At 37.3% G+C, this 18,313-nt stretch carries 18 protein-coding genes; 11 read left to right on the forward strand and 7 right to left on the reverse strand.

Annotated features, from left to right (window positions below; translation table 11 throughout):
• Positions 1-4: 4 nt before the first annotated feature.
• From KO521_RS07845 to KO521_RS07865, 5 genes are all read right to left on the reverse strand, one after another.
• A complete protein-coding gene (locus tag KO521_RS07845) occupies positions 5-721 on the reverse strand; it encodes a methyltransferase domain-containing protein (RefSeq protein WP_215939341.1) in 717 nt (238 codons plus the stop codon).
• Complete coding sequence (locus KO521_RS07850) at positions 721-1,845, reverse strand: NAD(P)/FAD-dependent oxidoreductase (RefSeq protein WP_215939342.1); 1,125 nt, start codon at positions 1,843-1,845, stop codon at positions 721-723. Before KO521_RS07850 ends, KO521_RS07845 begins: the two co-directional genes overlap by 1 nt.
• 88 nt (positions 1,846-1,933) lie before the next feature.
• The gene (locus KO521_RS07855) at positions 1,934-2,629 is read right to left on the reverse strand and encodes an OmpA family protein (RefSeq protein ID WP_252729930.1); all 696 of its coding nucleotides are present in this window, start codon (positions 2,627-2,629) and stop codon (positions 1,934-1,936) included.
• A gap of 12 nt (positions 2,630-2,641) precedes the next feature.
• Positions 2,642-3,124, reverse strand: coding sequence for a lipocalin family protein (locus KO521_RS07860; protein WP_215939343.1), 483 nt, complete (start codon positions 3,122-3,124; stop codon positions 2,642-2,644).
• A gap of 143 nt (positions 3,125-3,267) precedes the next feature.
• Positions 3,268-5,244, reverse strand: coding sequence for an alpha-ketoacid dehydrogenase subunit alpha/beta (locus tag KO521_RS07865; RefSeq protein WP_215939344.1), 1,977 nt, complete (start codon positions 5,242-5,244; stop codon positions 3,268-3,270).
• 130 nt (positions 5,245-5,374) lie between these two features.
• On the opposite strand from KO521_RS07865, the gene KO521_RS07870 reads away from it, so the two are divergent.
• The 7 genes from KO521_RS07870 (at position 5,375) to KO521_RS07900 (ending at position 12,085) form a co-directional block, all read left to right on the forward strand.
• Positions 5,375-6,325, forward strand: coding sequence for an isopenicillin N synthase family dioxygenase (locus tag KO521_RS07870; RefSeq protein WP_215939345.1), 951 nt, complete (start codon positions 5,375-5,377; stop codon positions 6,323-6,325).
• Between the two features lie 2 nt (positions 6,326-6,327).
• Positions 6,328-6,657 (forward strand): translation initiation factor, encoded by a 330-nt coding sequence (locus KO521_RS07875; protein WP_215939346.1) that lies wholly within the window; start codon positions 6,328-6,330, stop codon positions 6,655-6,657.
• Positions 6,658-6,776: 119 nt separating this feature from the next.
• On the forward strand, positions 6,777-7,709 hold the full coding sequence (locus KO521_RS07880) for a DUF1835 domain-containing protein (RefSeq protein ID WP_215939347.1): 933 nt from the start codon (positions 6,777-6,779) through the stop codon (positions 7,707-7,709).
• Positions 7,710-7,713: 4 nt separating this feature from the next.
• Positions 7,714-8,586, forward strand: a complete 873-nt coding sequence (locus tag KO521_RS07885; protein WP_215939348.1) for a nucleoside phosphorylase — start codon at positions 7,714-7,716, stop codon at positions 8,584-8,586.
• 56 nt (positions 8,587-8,642) lie between these two features.
• Positions 8,643-10,691 (forward strand): polyphosphate kinase 1, encoded by a 2,049-nt coding sequence (gene ppk1 / locus KO521_RS07890; protein ID WP_215939349.1) that lies wholly within the window; start codon positions 8,643-8,645, stop codon positions 10,689-10,691.
• Positions 10,692-10,767: 76 nt separating this feature from the next.
• Positions 10,768-11,619: a substrate-binding domain-containing protein gene (locus KO521_RS07895; protein WP_215939350.1), complete on the forward strand. Its 852-nt coding sequence runs from the start codon at positions 10,768-10,770 to the stop codon at positions 11,617-11,619.
• Between the two features lie 82 nt (positions 11,620-11,701).
• Positions 11,702-12,085 carry a hypothetical protein gene (locus KO521_RS07900; protein ID WP_215939351.1) on the forward strand — a complete coding sequence of 128 codons (384 nt, stop codon included), beginning with the start codon at positions 11,702-11,704 and terminating at the stop codon, positions 12,083-12,085.
• A gap of 15 nt (positions 12,086-12,100) precedes the next feature.
• Here KO521_RS07900 and KO521_RS07905 read toward each other — a convergent pair whose 3' ends face one another.
• Both KO521_RS07905 and KO521_RS07910 read right to left on the reverse strand, forming a co-directional pair.
• Positions 12,101-12,511: a response regulator gene (locus tag KO521_RS07905; RefSeq protein ID WP_215939352.1), complete on the reverse strand. Its 411-nt coding sequence runs from the start codon at positions 12,509-12,511 to the stop codon at positions 12,101-12,103.
• Between the two features lie 373 nt (positions 12,512-12,884).
• The gene (locus KO521_RS07910) at positions 12,885-13,550 is read right to left on the reverse strand and encodes a uracil-DNA glycosylase (protein ID WP_215939353.1); all 666 of its coding nucleotides are present in this window, start codon (positions 13,548-13,550) and stop codon (positions 12,885-12,887) included.
• 160 nt (positions 13,551-13,710) lie between these two features.
• Here KO521_RS07910 and KO521_RS07915 point away from each other — a divergent pair, with 160 nt between their 5' ends.
• The 4 genes from KO521_RS07915 to KO521_RS07930 all read left to right on the forward strand — a co-directional run bounded on the left by KO521_RS07915 (position 13,711) and on the right by KO521_RS07930 (position 18,278).
• The gene (locus KO521_RS07915) at positions 13,711-14,223 is read left to right on the forward strand and encodes a DUF3124 domain-containing protein (protein WP_215939354.1); all 513 of its coding nucleotides are present in this window, start codon (positions 13,711-13,713) and stop codon (positions 14,221-14,223) included.
• A 78-nt stretch (positions 14,224-14,301) separates the two neighbouring features.
• Positions 14,302-16,473, forward strand: a complete 2,172-nt coding sequence (locus KO521_RS07920; RefSeq protein ID WP_215939355.1) for an endonuclease MutS2 — start codon at positions 14,302-14,304, stop codon at positions 16,471-16,473.
• A 63-nt stretch (positions 16,474-16,536) separates the two neighbouring features.
• Positions 16,537-16,941, forward strand: a complete 405-nt coding sequence (locus KO521_RS07925) for a thiol-disulfide oxidoreductase DCC family protein (protein WP_215939356.1) — start codon at positions 16,537-16,539, stop codon at positions 16,939-16,941.
• Between the two features lie 161 nt (positions 16,942-17,102).
• Complete coding sequence (locus KO521_RS07930) at positions 17,103-18,278, forward strand: DUF748 domain-containing protein (protein ID WP_215939357.1); 1,176 nt, start codon at positions 17,103-17,105, stop codon at positions 18,276-18,278.
• Positions 18,279-18,313: the final 35 nt, after the last annotated feature.

The raw sequence follows: 18,313 nt of genomic DNA on the forward strand, positions 1-18,313 counted from the left end.
ATATTTAAATCGGTCGTTTTTGTTGGGCAACCCATACATATCTAAAGGCCCATTTCCAGGCAATATTATGTTCCATCTCCGGAATTTTTTCTGAAAAGCTTTTCAGTTCTTCCTTTTTAAATCCGCTTTGTATGGATGTAAGACCGTCCTTTTTAGCAATATCGGTCCGCATAAAAATAGCACTAAAGACTTTAAAAAGTTGGTAAGCCAGTGGACTTCTATGCAAATCGTTAATAATAAACCCGATACGGCTCAATTTTGAAAACTGCTTCAAGAACTGCGGAATCTGTTCATTATTAAAATGGTGCACGGTAAGGGTACACAGTAAAATATCGCATGGCAATTCATCTGGTTGCAATTCTAAGATATCTTGTTTTATATAACGGATTTCAGGAAAATCAGAAGATTCTTCACGCGCAATAGCCAAGCTTTTTTCATTTAGATCCACTCCAGTACATTCAAATAAAATAGAATGCTTTCTTGCCCACAAAACTATAGATCTAAGCATACTTCCATTACCACAACCCATATCTAAAATCGTATATGATTTTTGATTCAGCCCTTTAATTAGTTCATGTATAGCCTGTATTGTAAGATTATTTCCGTTCAAGAAACGGTTTGCACTATCAATATCAAATAAAATTTGTTTGAGGTGTGATTTATTGAGCGATAAATCATCCATTAGCTCGGTATCGGCACATCGTTTGTTGAAATCGATCATTATTGTATAGGTTGCCCGTGTGTATTTTTAATTAATTGTTTTAAAAGCCATGGTTGTTTGGCAACCAAGGTGATTCCCCAATGGGATACCGTAGGATTTAAAAGTAATTTTTGCAACTGTCTTCCAAGCCATAAGCGTTTTTTAAAAGTTCGGCTCCATTCCTCACGATACTCCCGTTCCAGCTTATTTCGATTCGGTTCTTTTTCTTTCAAAAAAAAATCTATCCGCTCCGAGGCTATTTTAGCACTATGTATGGCCATGGCCATACCATTACCGCAAAGTGGATGTATTAGTCCTGCAGTGTCACCACACATTAAAACGTGACCTTCAACAGGTTTCTTGGGATGAAAAGAGATTTGAGCAATGGTTAGAGGTAATTCAAACAAAGGTTTCGCTAGGTTTAAAAAATTTTTTAAAATGGCATTTTTACTAACCACACGTGTATTGAAGCGCTCAATATCTTTTTCTCTTTGAAAACTTTTATATGAAGTTAGATAACAGAAATTAATAGCCCCAGACTCTGTTTTGGATAGACCTGCATACCCACCGTTAAAATTATGAAGACCAACCTGGTTTTCTGGAAAGCTATCCAATTTGTAGTGACTTTTTACTGCTAGCCAAGATGATTTTCGGTTAATGAAATTACGTTTCAAGTGTTTGTCCAGCGAACTTCTTTTACCATAAGCCCCTATTGTAATTCTTGAAGTGAATTGTTTATTATTAACCGTAACTACTTTAAAAACAAAGGTTTTAAAATTTATAGAACTCACACCTTCAAAAATAAAGCTAACTCCGGAGGCTACTGCTCTTTTGTAGAGCAGATCATCAAAAACATAACGACTAATGCCAGTTCCGCCTAGAGGTAATTTAGTCTCTAAAACTATACCCTTGACGGATGAAAATTTTAAAGTGTCAATTGAAACGGCTTTATGGTCTTTTAAATTTATCCCTAAGCTTTTAAGATACGGTAGTACTTCATTGGAAACATACTCGCCACATACCTTGTGATGTGGATATGGCTCTTTTTCAAAAACCAAAATACCGTGACCTGCGTTTGCCAAATGAATTGCCGCTGTTAATCCGGCCAAACCTCCCCCAATAATGATTATATCATAATGCTTCACTAAGGAAAGATAGTGAATTTGGACAAAAAAAATACCGACAATTATTTGTCGGTATTTTCATTAATAGGATTGGCTCATCAAAGAACCATTATCCTTTTACTTGTTGTTTCGCTTCTTGTTTAAGGGCTTCGCTAGCAACAATAGCTAGTTCTACTCTTCTGTTTTTAGCTTTACCTTCCGTGGTAGTATTGTCGCCAACTGGCTGATTTTCACCATACCACTTAGTTTCCAATCGGCTTTTATCAATACCTTGTGAAATTAAGTAATTGGTAACAGAAGTTGCTCTTTGTTTGGATAACGTCATGTTATACTCATCTGGCCCAGCACTATCGGTATGTCCTTCTACTAAAACATTGGATTTTGGATAATCCTTTAAGATTTGAGCCATACTGTTCAGTGTAGTTTGAGAAGTACCTTTTACATCAGATTTGTTCGTGTCAAAATAAACACCGGCATCTTCATTAAAGGTTACGTTGATTCCTTCCCCAACACGACTAACTTCCGCGCCAGGAATTTCTTGTTCAATACGTTCTGCTTGACGGTCCATACGATCACCGATAAATCCGCCCGCAACACCACCAATAGCAGCACCAAGAATAGCGCCTAGAACAGTATTGTTTCCGCTTCCAACATTGTTGCCTATTACACCACCAATGGCCGCGCCACTACCTGCACCTATAACAGCACCTTTTTGTTTACTATTTGAATTTTGAATCGTTTTACAACCTACAACCATGCTCATGGCCATAATGATGTATATTGATTTAAAAGCTATTTTTTTCATGTGACTATAATTTTATTGTTTTGAAAATTTATAAACTACAGATACGGGACTACCATCAACATTTACATCTGATTTTAAAGTCATTTGAGATGGCGTTAAGGAAACGATGTCTAGACGATAACCGGTTCTACCATAAATATCCTTTTTCTTTTCGTCTATGTATTTAAATTGAAGTTTATCATTACCGCTTTCGTTTTCGAGAACGGACCATCTTATATTCCTAACACCACCAGAACACACACTATTGGTAGTAGGTATAGTGTAACTTCCCGTACTATTATTCTCTAAAAAGTACCATGTGCTCCCTTCAAAGCAGAATCCATTGGCATCATCAAAAAGCATGGATTTAAAAGTACCTTCGCTGCCTTCATATCCTACATGTTCCAACACCCAATTACCATTTATTGTTTTACGTTCATTACGCACTTCTTTTGATATGGAACATGATCCCAATATCACAGCCAGTGCTAGCATTACTACACTGTTTTTGATCATAGTTTTGATTTAAGGTTTGCATATATACGGTATGGACAATAGCATTGTTGTCCTTCAACCGTTAAACAATTATTAATACCACAAAAATACCGATTTCATTTCCTTAATGACGCTTCTATAAGCCAAGATATTTGCTCAATAACCTAGTACACTAATAATTCTTTTAAGGCTTTGAGAAACCTGTTTTTAGGTAAGTAGTTGTCCTCTAGATTTTTAGCGAAGGGAATAGGAGTTTCAATACTTGCCACACGCTTTATAGGCCCATCTAAATATTGAAATTTGTTTTCCATTACCAAGGCTGAAATATCACTGGCAATGCCACCAAACAAACTGTCTTCCTGTAATATGATAAGTTTACCTGTTTTCTCCACGGATGCGTAGATAGAATCCATATCCAAAGGAGCCAACGTGCGCAAATCAATTAAGTCTGCAGAAATATCCTGATTTTTTTCTAAAACCCCTAATGCCCAGTGCACTCCTGCTCCATAAGACACAATGGTGATATCCTCACCTTCCTTCAATAGAGCAGCTTCCCCAAAAGGAAGGGTGTAGTAATCTGCAGGTACATTTTGATAAATACTACGGTACAGCGCTTTGTGTTCAAAAAAGAGAACAGGATTAGGGTCATTTATAGCAGTAGCCATCAATCCTTTGGCGTCGTAAGGGAAAGCTGGGTAAACCACTTTTAAACCCGGTGTCTTGGTAAACCAAGCTTCATTGGTTTGAGAGTGAAACGGCCCTGCCCCCACATCGCCGCCGCAAGGCATGCGAATGACAACATCTGCTTTTTCGTTCCAACGGTAATGGGATTTGGCCAAATAGTTCACTACCGGATTGAACCCGCTGCTCACGAAATCTGCAAATTGCATTTCCACAACTGCTTTCATCCCTTTTATGGAGAGTCCCATTGCGGTGGAAACAATTCCGCTTTCGCAAATGGGCGTATTCCGCACCCGTTCTTTTCCAAAAGCTTCAACAAAGCCCTCCGTAATTTTAAAAACCCCACCATAGTCCGCCACATCTTGCCCCATAATTACAAGATCGGTATGTTTTTCCATAGATTGTCTTAGTCCTTTGGAAATAGCATCGACCAATCTAATATGTTCAACAATATTTCCCGGCTTAGTTTCATTATACTCAAAAGGAGCGTACACATCAAAAAGTTCCTGTTCAGGCTCTGATTCAACTTCGGGCTCGTCAAAAGCAAGTTTTAAGTTATCATTGATTTCGGTTTCAATTTCAACTTTTAGTTCTTTTATTGTTTCTTGGCTGAGCGCCCCTTCTTGTAAAAGAAACCTTTCATAGTTAGATATAGGATCTTTCTTTTCCCATTCCTTCATTAGTTCTTCAGGAACATATTTGGTGCCGCTAGCTTCTTCATGTCCACGCATTCTGAAGGTTTTAAATTCAATTAAAACCGGCCGTGGATTTGCACGAAGATCTTTAGCAATAGCAGTAATACGCGTATAAACCTCTAAAACATTATTCCCGTCAATCGTATACGATTCTATTCCATAACCCAGACCTCTATCCGCTAAATCCTTACAGTTATATTGCTCTTTTGTAGGAGTTGATAGTCCGTAACCATTATTCTCTATGCAAAAGATGACCGGTAAATCCCATACGGAAGCTATATTTACAGCTTCATGAAAATCACCTTCACTAGTGCCCCCTTCTCCAGTAAATACAGCCGTAACCGCTTGGTTATTTTTGAGTTTTTCAGCCAATGCTATACCATCGGCAACACCTAGTTGAGGACCAAGGTGACTAATCATCCCTATAATCTTGTACGCTTGTGTACCAAAATGAAAACTGCGATCCCTACCCTTTGTAAATCCATTCATTTTACCTTGCCACTGAGAAAAAAGACGATGCAATGGAATACCACGCGTAGTAAAAACCGCTAGGTTTCTATGCATTGGAAGGATATACTCGTCTTTAAGAAGTGCATTGGTGACTCCAACGGAAATTGCTTCTTGCCCTATGCCGCTAAACCACTTGGAAATTTTGCCCTGTCGTAAGAGAATTAGCATTTTCTCTTCAATCATACGGGGTCTTTGTAAGTCTTTATAGAGTTTAAATAAGGTTTGTTCGTTTAATTTCCTTTTATCGTATTGCATAAAATTATTGGGGTGTAATTTCCTCTTTGGTAGATAAAAGTAGCAAAAATACCACATCTAGCGTCTGGATTGTTATATATAATAGTTGGTCATTATTTATTAACTTTGATAAAATTTATAAAGCAACGGCATGAGTGCAATACCCAGTGTAGATTTACAAGATTTTGTTTCCGATAACCCTGAAAGAAAAGAGAAGTTCATAAAAGAAATAGGTTCTGCTTTTGAGAACATTGGTTTCGTAGCCTTGAGTGGGCATTTTTTATCGGATGACTTGGTAAAGAATCTGTATGATGAGATAAAAAAATTCTTTGACCTTCCGCAAGATGTTAAGGACGATTATGAGATTGAAGGAATTGGCGGCCAGAGAGGTTATACCTCATTTGGCAAGGAACACGCTAAGGGAAAAAAAGAAGGCGACCTAAAAGAGTTCTGGCATTTTGGACAGTATGTGCATGACAATCCCAAGTTAGAAGCTGAATATCCGGATAATGTTATAGTGAAAGAGTTGCCTGCGTTTAATGCCGTAGGAAAGGAAACGTACCAAATGTTGGAGAAAACAGCTAAATATGTACTTAGGGCTTTGGCTATACACCTAGATTTAGAAGAAACTTACTTTGATGATTATATTAAGAACGGGAATTCTATATTGCGCCCTATTCATTACCCTCCTATTACATCAGAACCTAAGAACGCCGTACGCGCGGCTGCCCACGGAGATATTAATCTTATAACCCTGCTTATGGGTGCTCACGGACGTGGACTTCAAGTAATGAATCATGAAGGAGAATGGGTAGATGCAATTGCGAGGCCGGATCAACTAATGATTAATGTGGGCGATATGTTGTCTAGACTAACAAATAATAAATTGAAGTCTACCATTCATCAAGTAGTGAACCCACCAAAAGAACTTTGGGGTACTTCTCGCTACTCTATACCCTTTTTTATGCACCCCATAAGCGAAATGCCGCTTAATTGTTTAGATAATTGTGTAGATGATGCGCATCCAAAACAATTTGAGGACATTACCGCTGGATCGTTTTTACATGAGCGTTTGATTGATTTAGGACTTATAAAGGCATAAGGATGGATTTACAAGATCAACTTAAAAACCTTTTTCCAGAGCACGAACCGGAGGAAACAGGAATACCTTTGGAAGAAAAAAGCGATATCTGGTTGCAGGATGAGCCTATCATTTGTAAATATGAGAAGCGAAAGGGCAAACCTATCACGATATTAGAAGGGTATAATGGTGCGGAAAGTGACTTTAAGAAGTTGGCTAAGGAGCTAAAAACCAAATTAAGTGTAGGAGGGTCATTTAAAAACGGACAAATCATAATTCAGGGCGACTATCGAGATAAAATAATGGTAATGCTAAAAGAAAAAGGCTTTTCTGTGAAGCGAGTCGGCGGATGAGCCCTTTAAATACGGGTGCTCACAATAGATTTAGAATTGTTTCGTTATTGTGTTAATTATTTTTGCTTTTTTTCCATTAAGTATTACTTTTATTCTCTAGAACCTAATTCAGACCCTAAATGAGTTCCCTTTTACACATCACCAACGGAGATAGTTTTACAGATAAATTAAAATCATTAAAACTTAAGGGGGACATCATCACATGGCGTGAGATGCTCTGCGAAGGTAAAACGCTCACCAATGTAGGTAGTGAGTCCTTCTGGAAAGCCCGTTTTGAATTTTTGAATAAGAACTACAAGGTATCCAAATCATGGTTTATTGAAAAAACCTTAAAAGAATACCGTTCCCTTTGTAATCATAAACAACAAGATGAGATCGTACTCTGGTTTGAGTACGATCTTTTTTGTCAAATAAATATGATTGCCGTGCTCAGTTGGTTAAAAACCAATCGTAAATACGCCCAAGTTTCATTAGTCTGTAGCGGTAAAGAAGACAATACGGATAAGATGTACAGCCTTAATGAGTTAAGCAATGAGCAACTTCAGAAACTTTACGATAATAAAATTGAGTTGACACAAGATGATATTGAGTATGCAGATTATGTCTGGCAATTGTATTGTAGTGACAATCCTATTCGATTAGAAAATTTATCTGATTTTGGGCAATTCCAGTTCAATTATTTAGGGGATGCCGTTCGCACGCATTTACATCGTTTTCCAAGTATTAAAAACGGACTTAACGAGATGGAGAATACTATTCTTAAGCTGGCCATTGATAAGAAGCCTGCCTCCAAAGGAGCCTTTATGAAACAGATTCTTCAGAATCAAGGGTTGTTGGGTTTTGCCGATACGCAATATGACCGAGCTTTAGGAAGATTAAAACCGTTGTTCTCTTCATTTAACCCGGTAAAACTTACTAAGAAAGGAAAAGAGATTCTTGAAAATAAAACAAGCTACTATTCTTGTATTCAGGATAATGATGTGTACCTAGGCGGTGCATTGAAATACAATTTTCTGTACAACACTGAAGCTAACAGAATTTTAAAGTTGTAACTACATGCAATTAAGCCCCTCTGAGCTTATCCTAAATGCTGATAAGAGCATTTACCACTTAAATTTATTACCGGAAGACATTGCGCAAACTATAATTACGGTTGGTGATCCGGACCGCGTTGGCACGGTTTCCAAGTTTTTTGATTCCATTGAATTAAAAAAAGGCAAACGCGAGTTTCATACTCATACGGGTATGCTAAACGGTAAGCGAATTTCAGTGGTGTCTACAGGAATTGGTACGGATAATATTGATATCGTTTTCAATGAACTGGACGCATTGGTCAATATTGATTTTGATACCAGAACCCTCAAACCCAATAGAACCGTTTTAGATATCGTAAGAATCGGTACCTCGGGATCTATTCGTTCGGATATTCCCATCGATTCATTTTTGATGAGTGAGTTTGCTATGGGTCTTGACGGTTTATTACATTTTTATGATAGTGAAGCAATTCAAGAGTTAGAGGTGTCCAAAGCATTTGTGGCCCATACTGCCTGGGCTCCTTCCAAATCGGTACCATATGTGGTAAAGTATTCTGAAACATTAGGAAAAAGGTTGCTTTCCAATCGTATACGATTAGGTACTACAGTTACTAATATTGGGTTTTACGGCCCACAGAGCAGAGTTTTGAGATTGAAACTAAGTGATAACGATCTTCAAGAAAAATTAGCATCTTTCGAATATGGAAATGTCAAGATTACTAATCTAGAAATGGAGACATCCGGCATTTATGGTCTTGCAAAACTACTTGGTCACCGTGCGGTTTCCATGAATTGTATTTTAGCCAACAGAGCTAGTGGAGAATTCAGTACTAAACCTACAGAATCAACAGAAGAACTTATAAAATACACTTTGCAAAAGCTCACCACTTCATAAATGAGTTAACACTAATTTTAGATTCAGGAGCTTACGATTGGTTATTTTTGTAGGCTATGGATAGAGAGTTATATAAACATCGTGATGTTAATTGGTTGTTTTTTAATGAAAGGGTACTACTGGAAGCTGCCAACCCCTCTACCCCTCTTTTGGAACGGCTAAAATTTTTGGCCATCTTCTCTTCTAATTTGGATGAATTCTTTCAAGTTCGTGTTTCGCAACTACGCCAATTAAAGTCTGTAGATAAATCAATTCGAAAAAAGTTGGTTGTCCGCTCAAACAAAACCTTGAAAAAAATTCTAAGTATCGTTGATGAGCAACAGCAACGATTTGGAAACATCATGGAGGAAATCTTTCAGGAGCTTGCAAAGGAGGACATCCATTTTTCAACAGGTACAGACTTAAATGCTTACCAAAAAGAGTTTCTAGATGCATATTTCAATGAAATTTCGGGGGATTGCGATGTTATAAACGCGGCAGTACAGCCAAAACTGGAAGACGGAGGCCTTTATTTTTTTGTAGTCCAAGTAAATGGTGACTGTAAATTTGTTCGTATTCCATCAAACAAACATGACCGTTTTATACAGCTTCCTGGTGATAGTCACTTAATTATGTTTTTAGATGATATTGTTAAACTGTATTTAGAGAAGCTTTTGCCTGCCGGGACCATCAAAGCTAGTTTTTCAATAAAACTCTCCAGAGACGCTGAACTTTACTTAGAAGACGATTATGGAGATACACCCCTAGCGGATCAAATTTATCATGCTTTAGATCAACGCAAATCTGGACAGCCTACGCGTTTGCTCTTTGATGCGGATATGCCCGACTCCTATAGGTTGATTATTAAAAAATTATTGAACATAAGTACCATAGACCTTTTTCCTGGAGGACGTTATCACAATCTTTCGGATTTCTTTAGCTTGAACAACCCAACTAATAATCCTAGTTTAAGTTACAAAACACAGCGGCCTCTAGCACACCCGGTTTTATCATATACCAGCGACATCTTTTCCTGCATACGCAAGAAAGATCAATTGGTGCATTTTCCCTACCAAAGTTTTGACGTGGTAGAACAGTTTATTTCTGCAGCGGCAAAGGATGATTCTGTGACTCATATCAAAATTTCATTATATAGAATAGCAAAAGCCTCAGTGTTAACGGATGCCTTACTTTTAGCACTTGAAAATGGGAAGCAAGTAACCATGTTCGTTGAGGCGAAAGCCCGTTTTGATGAAAAGAACAATATTGAATGGGGTAAGACATTTAAAGATAAAGGTGCAAAGGTTTATTTTAGTGTGCCCAATATTAAAGTGCATTCTAAGATTGCTTTAGTAGAACGGACAGAAAAGAATTCCATTCGTAAATACGCATATATTGGTACAGGGAATTTCAATTCCAAAACTTCAAAAATTTATTGCGATCACGGACTCTTCACGGCTGACAATCAAATTACTGAAGATTTGAATCAGGTGTTTATGACGTTGGAACGTCACTTGATTATTCCTAAACTAAAACGCCTCCTCGTTTCACCTTTCAACACTAGAAACGTATTCTTAAAGTCTATTGAAGCTGAGATTAAAAACAGTAAAGCAGGGCTGCCAGCGCGTATTACTGCAAAAATGAACAGCTTGGAAGACCAAACTATGATAGATGCTCTTTACCGTGCTAGTGAAGCAGGTGTGCAAGTACGCCTTATAGTTCGTGGATTTTGTTGTTTGATTCCTAAAACTGCAGAAGAATTACCAAAAGGTGGCGAGCCCATCATCATAACTAGTATTGTAGATCGTTATTTGGAACATGGGCGTATATATGTCTTTCATAACAACGGAGATGAGAAAATGTACATTGGCTCAGCCGATTGGATGACCAGAAACCTAGACCGACGAATTGAAGTGCTGACACCTATTTTAGATACTGATATTTTTAATGAGCTAAAAGATATTCTAGATTTTCAGTTAAATGATACGGTGAAAGCTCGGATTCAGGATGCTGAAAATAGCAATGCATTGGTTTTAACCGGTAAAAATGACTCCATTCGCTCCCAATACGTCATTTATGAATATTTAAAACACAAGTTGGATAAACCCCGGAAAAGGATTGTTTAGGCTTGCTATTGCTATTATAATAATCACTATCACTAGTCATTTTTCCTTAATTTTACCGACCAGAATATACCCAAACATGAAAAAAGTTAGAATTATAGGCGTACCAGAACATTTTAACCTGCCTTGGCATATGGCCATAGAGGAAGGTGCTTTTGAAGAGAGAGGAATAGATTTACAATGGGCGGAGGTTCCTGAAGGTACCGGTAGAATGTGTCAGATGCTACGGTCCGAAGAAACTGATTTGGCTATTATCTTAACAGAGGGGTTAGTAAAAAGTATTACTGAGGGAAATCCTTCAAAAATCGTACAGGAATATATTTCTACTCCGTTGCAATGGGGTATTCATGTTGGAGCAAAGAGTAATTATCAGACCATTGCCGACTTAAAAGGTACCAAAGCTGCCATTAGCCGATTGGGTAGCGGAAGTCACTTAATGGCCTTTGTAAACGCTCAAAACGAAGGATGGTCAACAGACACCCTAAAGTTCGAAATCATAAACAACCTAGATGGGGCGGTTGATGCCTTAACAGAAAGTACAGCTGATTATTTTATGTGGGAACATTTTACGACCAAGCCATTAGTGGATAACGGTATTTTTAGACGTCTTGGAGATTGTCCAACACCTTGGCCATGTTTTGTTGTTGCGGCCACGCAAAAGTTCATAACTACGGAACAAGATACTCTAAAGCATATACTGGAAGTCATAAACAACTACACCTTGGAATTCAAGCAAATTCCAAGCATAGATAGGACCTTAGCAAATAGATACCAACAGCAGCTACAAGATATTCAAGAATGGTTAAAAATAACTCGTTGGGGACAGCAACAAATGAGTTTTCAAGTAATTGATAGGGTGCAAGATACACTCATCAACTTAAAGTTGATTAACAAAAAGTTAAAGTCAGAGGAAATTTTACAAAGTTTTTAGCATTTCCCCCTTGCAGTTTATTCCATCTGCTTTTAATTTTATAGAGAAATAGGAAACGGAAGTTTAATTAATTCTGTATAAAATGAAGGCTAAACTTTTGAACAAATCTCGGTTTGTAGCTTTTATATTGTTTTTATTCAGTGTTTCGTTCAGTCAAGCGCAAACCTTTTATGCCCTGAAAATAGATAGAAATATTCGCAAGGAAGCAAAAGATATAACAGCAGAATATCAGCAAAGATTGGTAATGCGGGCAGAACAGGTATTAGAATTCCAAAATACGGTTGCCAAGTACATGGTAAAAAGAAAGTCTGTTGAAAAAAACGCCCAACTGTCGGGAAGCAGAAAACACTACCTCCTTAAAATAATATCTAGTCATGAAAGCTCTGAAATGGCAGATGTGCTCTACCCCTACCAATGGCAGGAGTATTTACATCTTAAACCGAAGATTCAACCGGTGACCTATTAAAATAAATTGAAATTCTTAAATCGCAGTTAGATTAAAATTATTTTGAATCAATTGTTTAAAGGTTTCATCAGATAATGGTTTTTGAGAAAAATCGTCTACAAATTCATTGATCATAGCTTTATCTCTATCTTCTTGGTCATCACTTGTAGTAACTAGAACAATAGTAATCTGATCTTTCAACTCTTTTGGAACCAAATCTTCATAGGCTTTCATAAATTCCCATCCATTCATAACGGGCATTTTCAAATCAAGCATCACCATACAGGGTAGCACTAATTCATCTTCCTTCTCAGACAATATAAAATCAATAGCCTCTTGGCCATTTACTACTGTATTCACTTCTATGTCTAAATCCAACTTATTGATAAAGACTGAATGTAAAATGTTGTTTATCTCATCATCATCCACTAATAATATGGAGTTCAATTTTTCTAAATTTTTCATGCTTTTTTTTTGGTATTAGTTTAAGGTTTTTTTGATGTTAAAACTTTTTTTATAAAATTAAGGAAATTTTAACTAAATAGGTTAACTAATAAAAGATTTATTGCATAATCCAAAATAGGTACTTATCTATTCGTAACATACATATTTTCAGTATAATAGATGTGTCAGAAATATAATTTATTAGGATAAAATATAATTTATTGCACGAAAAGATTTAAAATAAGAGAAAATATAGGATTACAATCAACACATATTTGTAGTAGTATTTATCTTACTCAAATAATGAGTATTCGCCCATTATCTCTGTAATTTAGACCCTTCTATAGAGCGTATGTAATTCTAAATAATTATGAAATTACCAATCGATTGGCTTTAGACTTTTGCTATTTAATATATCATTGGTTTTGCTAAAATGTCTGTTTCCAAACCAATAACCACGGTTGGCACTCAATGGAGAAGGGTGACCAGAAGTTAAAATATGATGTTTTTTTTGATTGATCAGCTTAGCTTTCTTTTTGGCGAATCCACCCCAAAGAAGAAAAACTATACCTTTTTTTTCATCAGATAATTTCTTGATTACTGCATCCGTAAAAGTTTCCCACCCTTTTTTTTGATGGCTTCCGGGTTCATGAGCGCGTACTGTAAGCGTAGCGTTTATCAACAGAACGCCTTGATCGGCCCAACGTTCCAAGTTTCCGCTTTCGGGATACGGTTTTCCTAAATCCTTTTCAATCTCTTTAAAAATGTTTCGCAAAGAAGGTGGGTGTGGAATTCCATCTTTTACGGAAAAACAGAGTCCGTTTGCTTGATTAGGACCATGATAGGGATCTTGCCCTATGATTACCACTTTTGTCTTATCAAAAGGACTATGGTCAAAAGCAGCAAATATGTCCTTGCCTTTAGGATAACAAGCGTGTTCCGTATAATCTTTTTTGACAAACCGAATCAATTCTGTAAAGTAGGGCTCTTCAAATTCTTGAGAAAGTGCGTTTAACCAACTATCATGTATTTGTACTGTCATTTATTATTATCATTTTTGTATAGCAAGGATAAGTGTTTGAAATAGATGTTACCTTTAGATAAAATCTTTTAAAAGTACCCGTGTTTGTTCATCAATTTCAAAATTACCTAAAATTTATAGTGCATTGACTAAGAAAGGTCTGCTTTAAATACCGTAGAAAATGAAAAACTGTGTTTTATCCCTATTGATGGTGAGTTTACTTTTTAGCTGTATTCCGAAAAAAAAAGAAATAAGCTCCATTAATCCTGAAAATTGGTCAAAACGTAAGATTGATATCTCGGACAAAGATTCATTGGAGTATGGCAAAACCTATCTATCCATTTACTCCCAGATATACAGTATATCTGAGCATAAGACCCATAATCTTACGGCTATGGCTAGTTTAAGAAATACAAGTGATAAAGACACGGTTTATTTAACAAAGGCCGAATATTTTGATACACATGGTAAAGCGGTCCGCACTTATTTTGAACACCCCATTTATTTGGCTCCAATGGAAACTACCGAAATTATTATAGATGAGATTGATATTGAGGGCGGTACAGGTTCTAATTTTCTTATAGAATGGAAGGTGCCCAAGGGTACTCCAGAACCCCTTTTTGAGGGTGTAATGAATTCTACCATGTCCCAGCAGGGCCTTTCATTTACTACACAAGGAAGGCGAATTGAGTAAGAGTTGCTTTTGCTGTAAGCTCCACGAATTTCACATCTCGCTACCATTGCCTACCTTTGCCGTCGCAATTACTTAATAATGGCAAATATTCACTCCAAAACAGTACAAGACTTAGAATTTCCTACGGTATTGAAGCAGGTTTCGGCCCGCTGTTCAACGGAACTAGGGAAAGAGCGTGCGTTGGAAATCGCTCCGATTGCCGATAAAGAGACTACGGTTGATATTTTGGGTCAAACCGCAGAGTATTTGTCGTCTTTCGTTAGCGAAAATCGTATTCCCACGCACGGGTTTGACGCCATAAACAAAGAACTTCAGCTACTTAGAATAGAAAACACAACTCTTGAAGTCTCTAGTTTCAAAAAAATAGGTACAATTTGTACTACCATAACTTCCCTTAAAAAGTTCTTGAAAAAATTCAGGGAATATTACCCTCTACTTTTTGAAGTTTCAGATAAGGTTGAATTGAATACCGAAATACCAAAACAAATCGATGTGGTCATAGACCGTTTTGGAGAGGTGAAGGATAGGGCTTCTAACAAGCTTTTTGATATTCGTCGCCAAATGAACCATGTAAAAGGCAAAATAGGCCAAAGCTTTGCTTCGGCATTGAACACCTATCATGGTTCGGATTATTTAGACGATATAAGAGAGTCTGTTGTAGAAAACCGTAGGGTTTTGGCAGTAAAGGCCATGTACCGTAGAAAAGTAAAAGGTACGGTAATGGGCACCTCCAAAACAGGAAGCATCGTTTACATAGAACCGGAGGCCACCTTGAAGTACAGCCGAGAGTTGAATAATTTAGAATATGATGAAAAGGAAGAAATCCAACGTATTCTGAACGAGCTTACAAATCAAATAAGGCCTTATGCATGGTTATTGGCAGAATATCAAGATTTCCTCGCGCACATGGATATTACGGCCGCTAAAGCTTCGTATGCAAGGGATACCAATTCACTCTTACCAAAAATCAATGATGAAAAACGACTCTATCTACGAGATGCTTTTCATCCTTTACTTTACTTGAGCAATAAATTGGAACGTGCCAAAACGTACCCGCAGACTATAGAATTGCAATCGGATAATCGCATTATTGTTATCAGTGGGCCAAATGCAGGAGGAAAAAGTATTACCCTAAAAACTATTGGACTACTTCAAGTAATGCTTCAATCTGGACTTCTAATTCCCGTTCATGAAAGAAGTTCTGTGTGTTTTTTTGATACGATTTTAACGGATATTGGTGATAATCAATCCATAGAAAACCATCTTAGTACGTATAGCTACCGTTTAAAGAACATGAAAAACTTTCTACGGATATGTGACGATGAGACCCTCTTTCTCATTGATGAATTCGGTACTGGTAGTGACCCAGAATTGGGAGGTGCTCTCGCCGAAGCTTTTTTAGAAGTCTTCTACGAGCGTGGTGCGTATGGAGTCATAACAACGCATTATGCGAACCTTAAGGCCTTGGCGGATGAGTTGCCGCATACCACTAATGCCAATATGGTTTTCAATAGCAAAACTTTAGAGCCAACTTTTCAATTGGTATTGGGGGAAGCCGGTAGTTCGTTCACTTTTGAGGTGGCCCAAAAGAACGGAATCCCCTATAGTTTAATCAACAAGGCAAAGAAGAAGATAGAGCGCGGCAAGGTCCGTTTTGACGCTACCATAGCCAAACTTCAAAAGGAACGCAGTAAAATGGCGCAGACTGGCTCTAGGCTTCAAGAAGAGGAGGCTAAAGCACGAGAGGAGGCTACTCGATTAGAAAAGTTGAATGCTAAAGTAAAGAGCAAATTAGAAAATTATCAGGAATTATATGACCATGACCAGCGTATGGTACAGTTGGGAAATAAAATTGATAAGGCTGCGGACCGCTATTTTATCGATAAAAAGAAACGGCCGTTGGTTTCCGAACTATTGCGCATTGTTGAAACTGAGAATAGTAAACGAAAAAAGAAAACGGCCAAAGAGGCTAAAGTGGAGCGCACTAAAAAGGCACAAGTTACTCAGGAGGTCCAAAAGGAGGTCAAGGTTATTAGAAAGAAAAAGATAGTAGAAAAGAAAAAGGCGATTATTAAAGAAAAGAATAAACCGCGTCCTGTTTTTAAGGTGGGTGATCGTGTACGTATGCAAGATGGTAAAGCTGTGGGGTCTATTGACAACCTTGAAAAAAATAAAGCCATTGTGAACTACGGTATTTTTACGACTAATGTAAGTGTAGACCAATTAGAACTTGTGGAGCGCGTGAAGTAGTGAATGATTTTAATTTAATTACCTTATTCAAGCTGGCAAAATATGCTATATTAACTTTATACAGTGGAAAATTCGAAACAAATAGTGCTTTTTGATGGTGTTTGTAACTTATGCAATGGTGCTGTTCAGTTTATCATTAAACGGGATGAACAAGATGTTTTCCGTTTTGCCGCACTAGAAAGTGAAATTGGCAAACAATTAGTTGCCGAGAGAAATATTGATGATTCTAATATTGATTCCATAATTTTAATTGATCCGGGAGTTGCTTTCTACATCAAATCCGATGCAGCACTTGAAATTGGAAAAAAGTTGAAAGGTTATAAGGGTATCTCAGCTATATTACAATGGATTCCCAGTAGTCTACGAGATATCGTATACGATTTTATTGCTCGCAATCGCTATAAATGGTATGGTAAAAAGCAGGAATGTATGATTCCCTCCCCAGAATTAAACTCAAAATTTCTCTAAAATCCCTCAGTAAGATTAAATAAAGTAGCTTTCTTCTCTTCCTCTTCTTAACCGGTCTTTATTATTATACTACATCACAACCCTTTATGAGCTAGTGTTTTATGTAAATGGAATACTCAACGTGGTTGGAATACCCGAGTTTTGTAATTAATCACTGGACTATGAAGGGTAAAAATAAAAGAGGTTTTAAGAAAAAGAGATATATAATTCCAATAAGCATAATTGCTTTACTTATTGCCTTGCGACTGCTAATGCCGGTTTTAGTAAAGAAATACGTAAACGATGTGCTAGCGGATATTCCCGGGTATTACGGTCATGTTGATGATATTGATATTGCTCTGTACCGCGGCGCCTATGTAATTGACAACTTAGAGTTAAGCAAAGTCGAGGCTGGCTCTAAAGTTCCGTTTCTTGATTTTAAGCAAACGGATATTTCTATAGAATGGAACGCGCTCCTAAACGGGAAAATAGTGAGTGAGTTAGAAATGCATCAACCAAAGATAATATATGTTTTTGAAGACCAGCAAAGTGGAGGCACCGAACCTGAAGTAGAGGATTGGACCAAGGCCTTAACCGATTTGGTTCCAATCGAAATCAATAATCTGACGATTACGGATGGTACCGTTGCTTTTGTTCAATTACAAGCAGACCCCAATATTGATTTAAACCTTCATAATATCAACCTTACAGCTACCAACCTTAGGAATGTAGTTCAAAAGAAGCGCACACTTCCCTCTCAGCTTAATGCTACGGCTACTTCCATAGGAAAAGGTAAAATGGTAATGGACGGAAAGATGAACCTAGTTAAAGAAGTTCCTGATATGGATATAGCGTTTTCCATCACGGATGCCGATGTAAAAGCATTGAATGATTTCACTAAATACTATGCGGAAATAGATTTTGATAGTGGGTTATTCGAAATTTACGGAGAATTGGCTATTGCTGATGGTTACCTTAAGGGTTCTATGAAACCCATTATCAAGAATAGCAAGCTTGTGGGAAAAGAAGATGGATTTATAGAGACTCTATGGGAGGGGTTCGTAGGTTTCTTCAAGTTTGTGCTAAAAAATCAGAAAAATGATACTCTCGCTACCAAAATTCCTATTGAGGGAGATTTGAACAACGTGGGCACCAAAATTTGGCCAACGATAACCAACATTTTTAAAAATGCATGGATACAAGCCTTTAAAGGGGTGGTTGATAATGATATTAGTTTTGAAGATGCCGAGAAGGCTGCTGATAACGAACAGACCAAGGAGGAGCGCAAGCAAGACCGTAAAGATGAACGACAAAATCGTAGGGAAGCTAAAAAACAAGAAAGACAAAAGGACAATTAAGAATAATTGTCCTTTGTGAAATTTTATGGTAAGAT

Source organism: Zobellia uliginosa (genome assembly GCF_018860745.1).
Taxonomy (GTDB): Bacteria; Bacteroidota; Bacteroidia; order Flavobacteriales; family Flavobacteriaceae; genus Zobellia; species Zobellia uliginosa_B.

Bases quoted from the DNA above. Each gene is read 5' to 3' on its own strand.
- KO521_RS07845 (WP_215939341.1), bottom strand. From the start codon at position 721: ATGATCGATTTCAACAAACGATGTGCCGATACCGAGCTAATGGATGAT.
- KO521_RS07855 (WP_252729930.1), bottom strand. From the start codon at position 2,629: ATGAAAAAAATAGCTTTTAAATCAATATACATCATTATGGCCATGAGC.
- KO521_RS07860 (WP_215939343.1), bottom strand. From the start codon at position 3,124: ATGATCAAAAACAGTGTAGTAATGCTAGCACTGGCTGTGATATTGGGA.
- KO521_RS07865 (WP_215939344.1), bottom strand. From the start codon at position 5,244: ATGCAATACGATAAAAGGAAATTAAACGAACAAACCTTATTTAAACTC.
- KO521_RS07870 (WP_215939345.1), top strand. From the start codon at position 5,375: ATGAGTGCAATACCCAGTGTAGATTTACAAGATTTTGTTTCCGATAAC.
- KO521_RS07875 (WP_215939346.1), top strand. From the start codon at position 6,328: ATGGATTTACAAGATCAACTTAAAAACCTTTTTCCAGAGCACGAACCG.
- KO521_RS07880 (WP_215939347.1), top strand. From the start codon at position 6,777: ATGAGTTCCCTTTTACACATCACCAACGGAGATAGTTTTACAGATAAA.
- KO521_RS07885 (WP_215939348.1), top strand. From the start codon at position 7,714: ATGCAATTAAGCCCCTCTGAGCTTATCCTAAATGCTGATAAGAGCATT.
- ppk1 (WP_215939349.1), top strand. From the start codon at position 8,643: ATGGATAGAGAGTTATATAAACATCGTGATGTTAATTGGTTGTTTTTT.
- KO521_RS07895 (WP_215939350.1), top strand. From the start codon at position 10,768: ATGAAAAAAGTTAGAATTATAGGCGTACCAGAACATTTTAACCTGCCT.
- KO521_RS07900 (WP_215939351.1), top strand. From the start codon at position 11,702: ATGAAGGCTAAACTTTTGAACAAATCTCGGTTTGTAGCTTTTATATTG.
- KO521_RS07910 (WP_215939353.1), bottom strand. From the start codon at position 13,550: ATGACAGTACAAATACATGATAGTTGGTTAAACGCACTTTCTCAAGAA.
- KO521_RS07915 (WP_215939354.1), top strand. From the start codon at position 13,711: ATGAAAAACTGTGTTTTATCCCTATTGATGGTGAGTTTACTTTTTAGC.
- KO521_RS07920 (WP_215939355.1), top strand. From the start codon at position 14,302: ATGGCAAATATTCACTCCAAAACAGTACAAGACTTAGAATTTCCTACG.
- KO521_RS07930 (WP_215939357.1), top strand. From the start codon at position 17,103: ATGAAGGGTAAAAATAAAAGAGGTTTTAAGAAAAAGAGATATATAATT.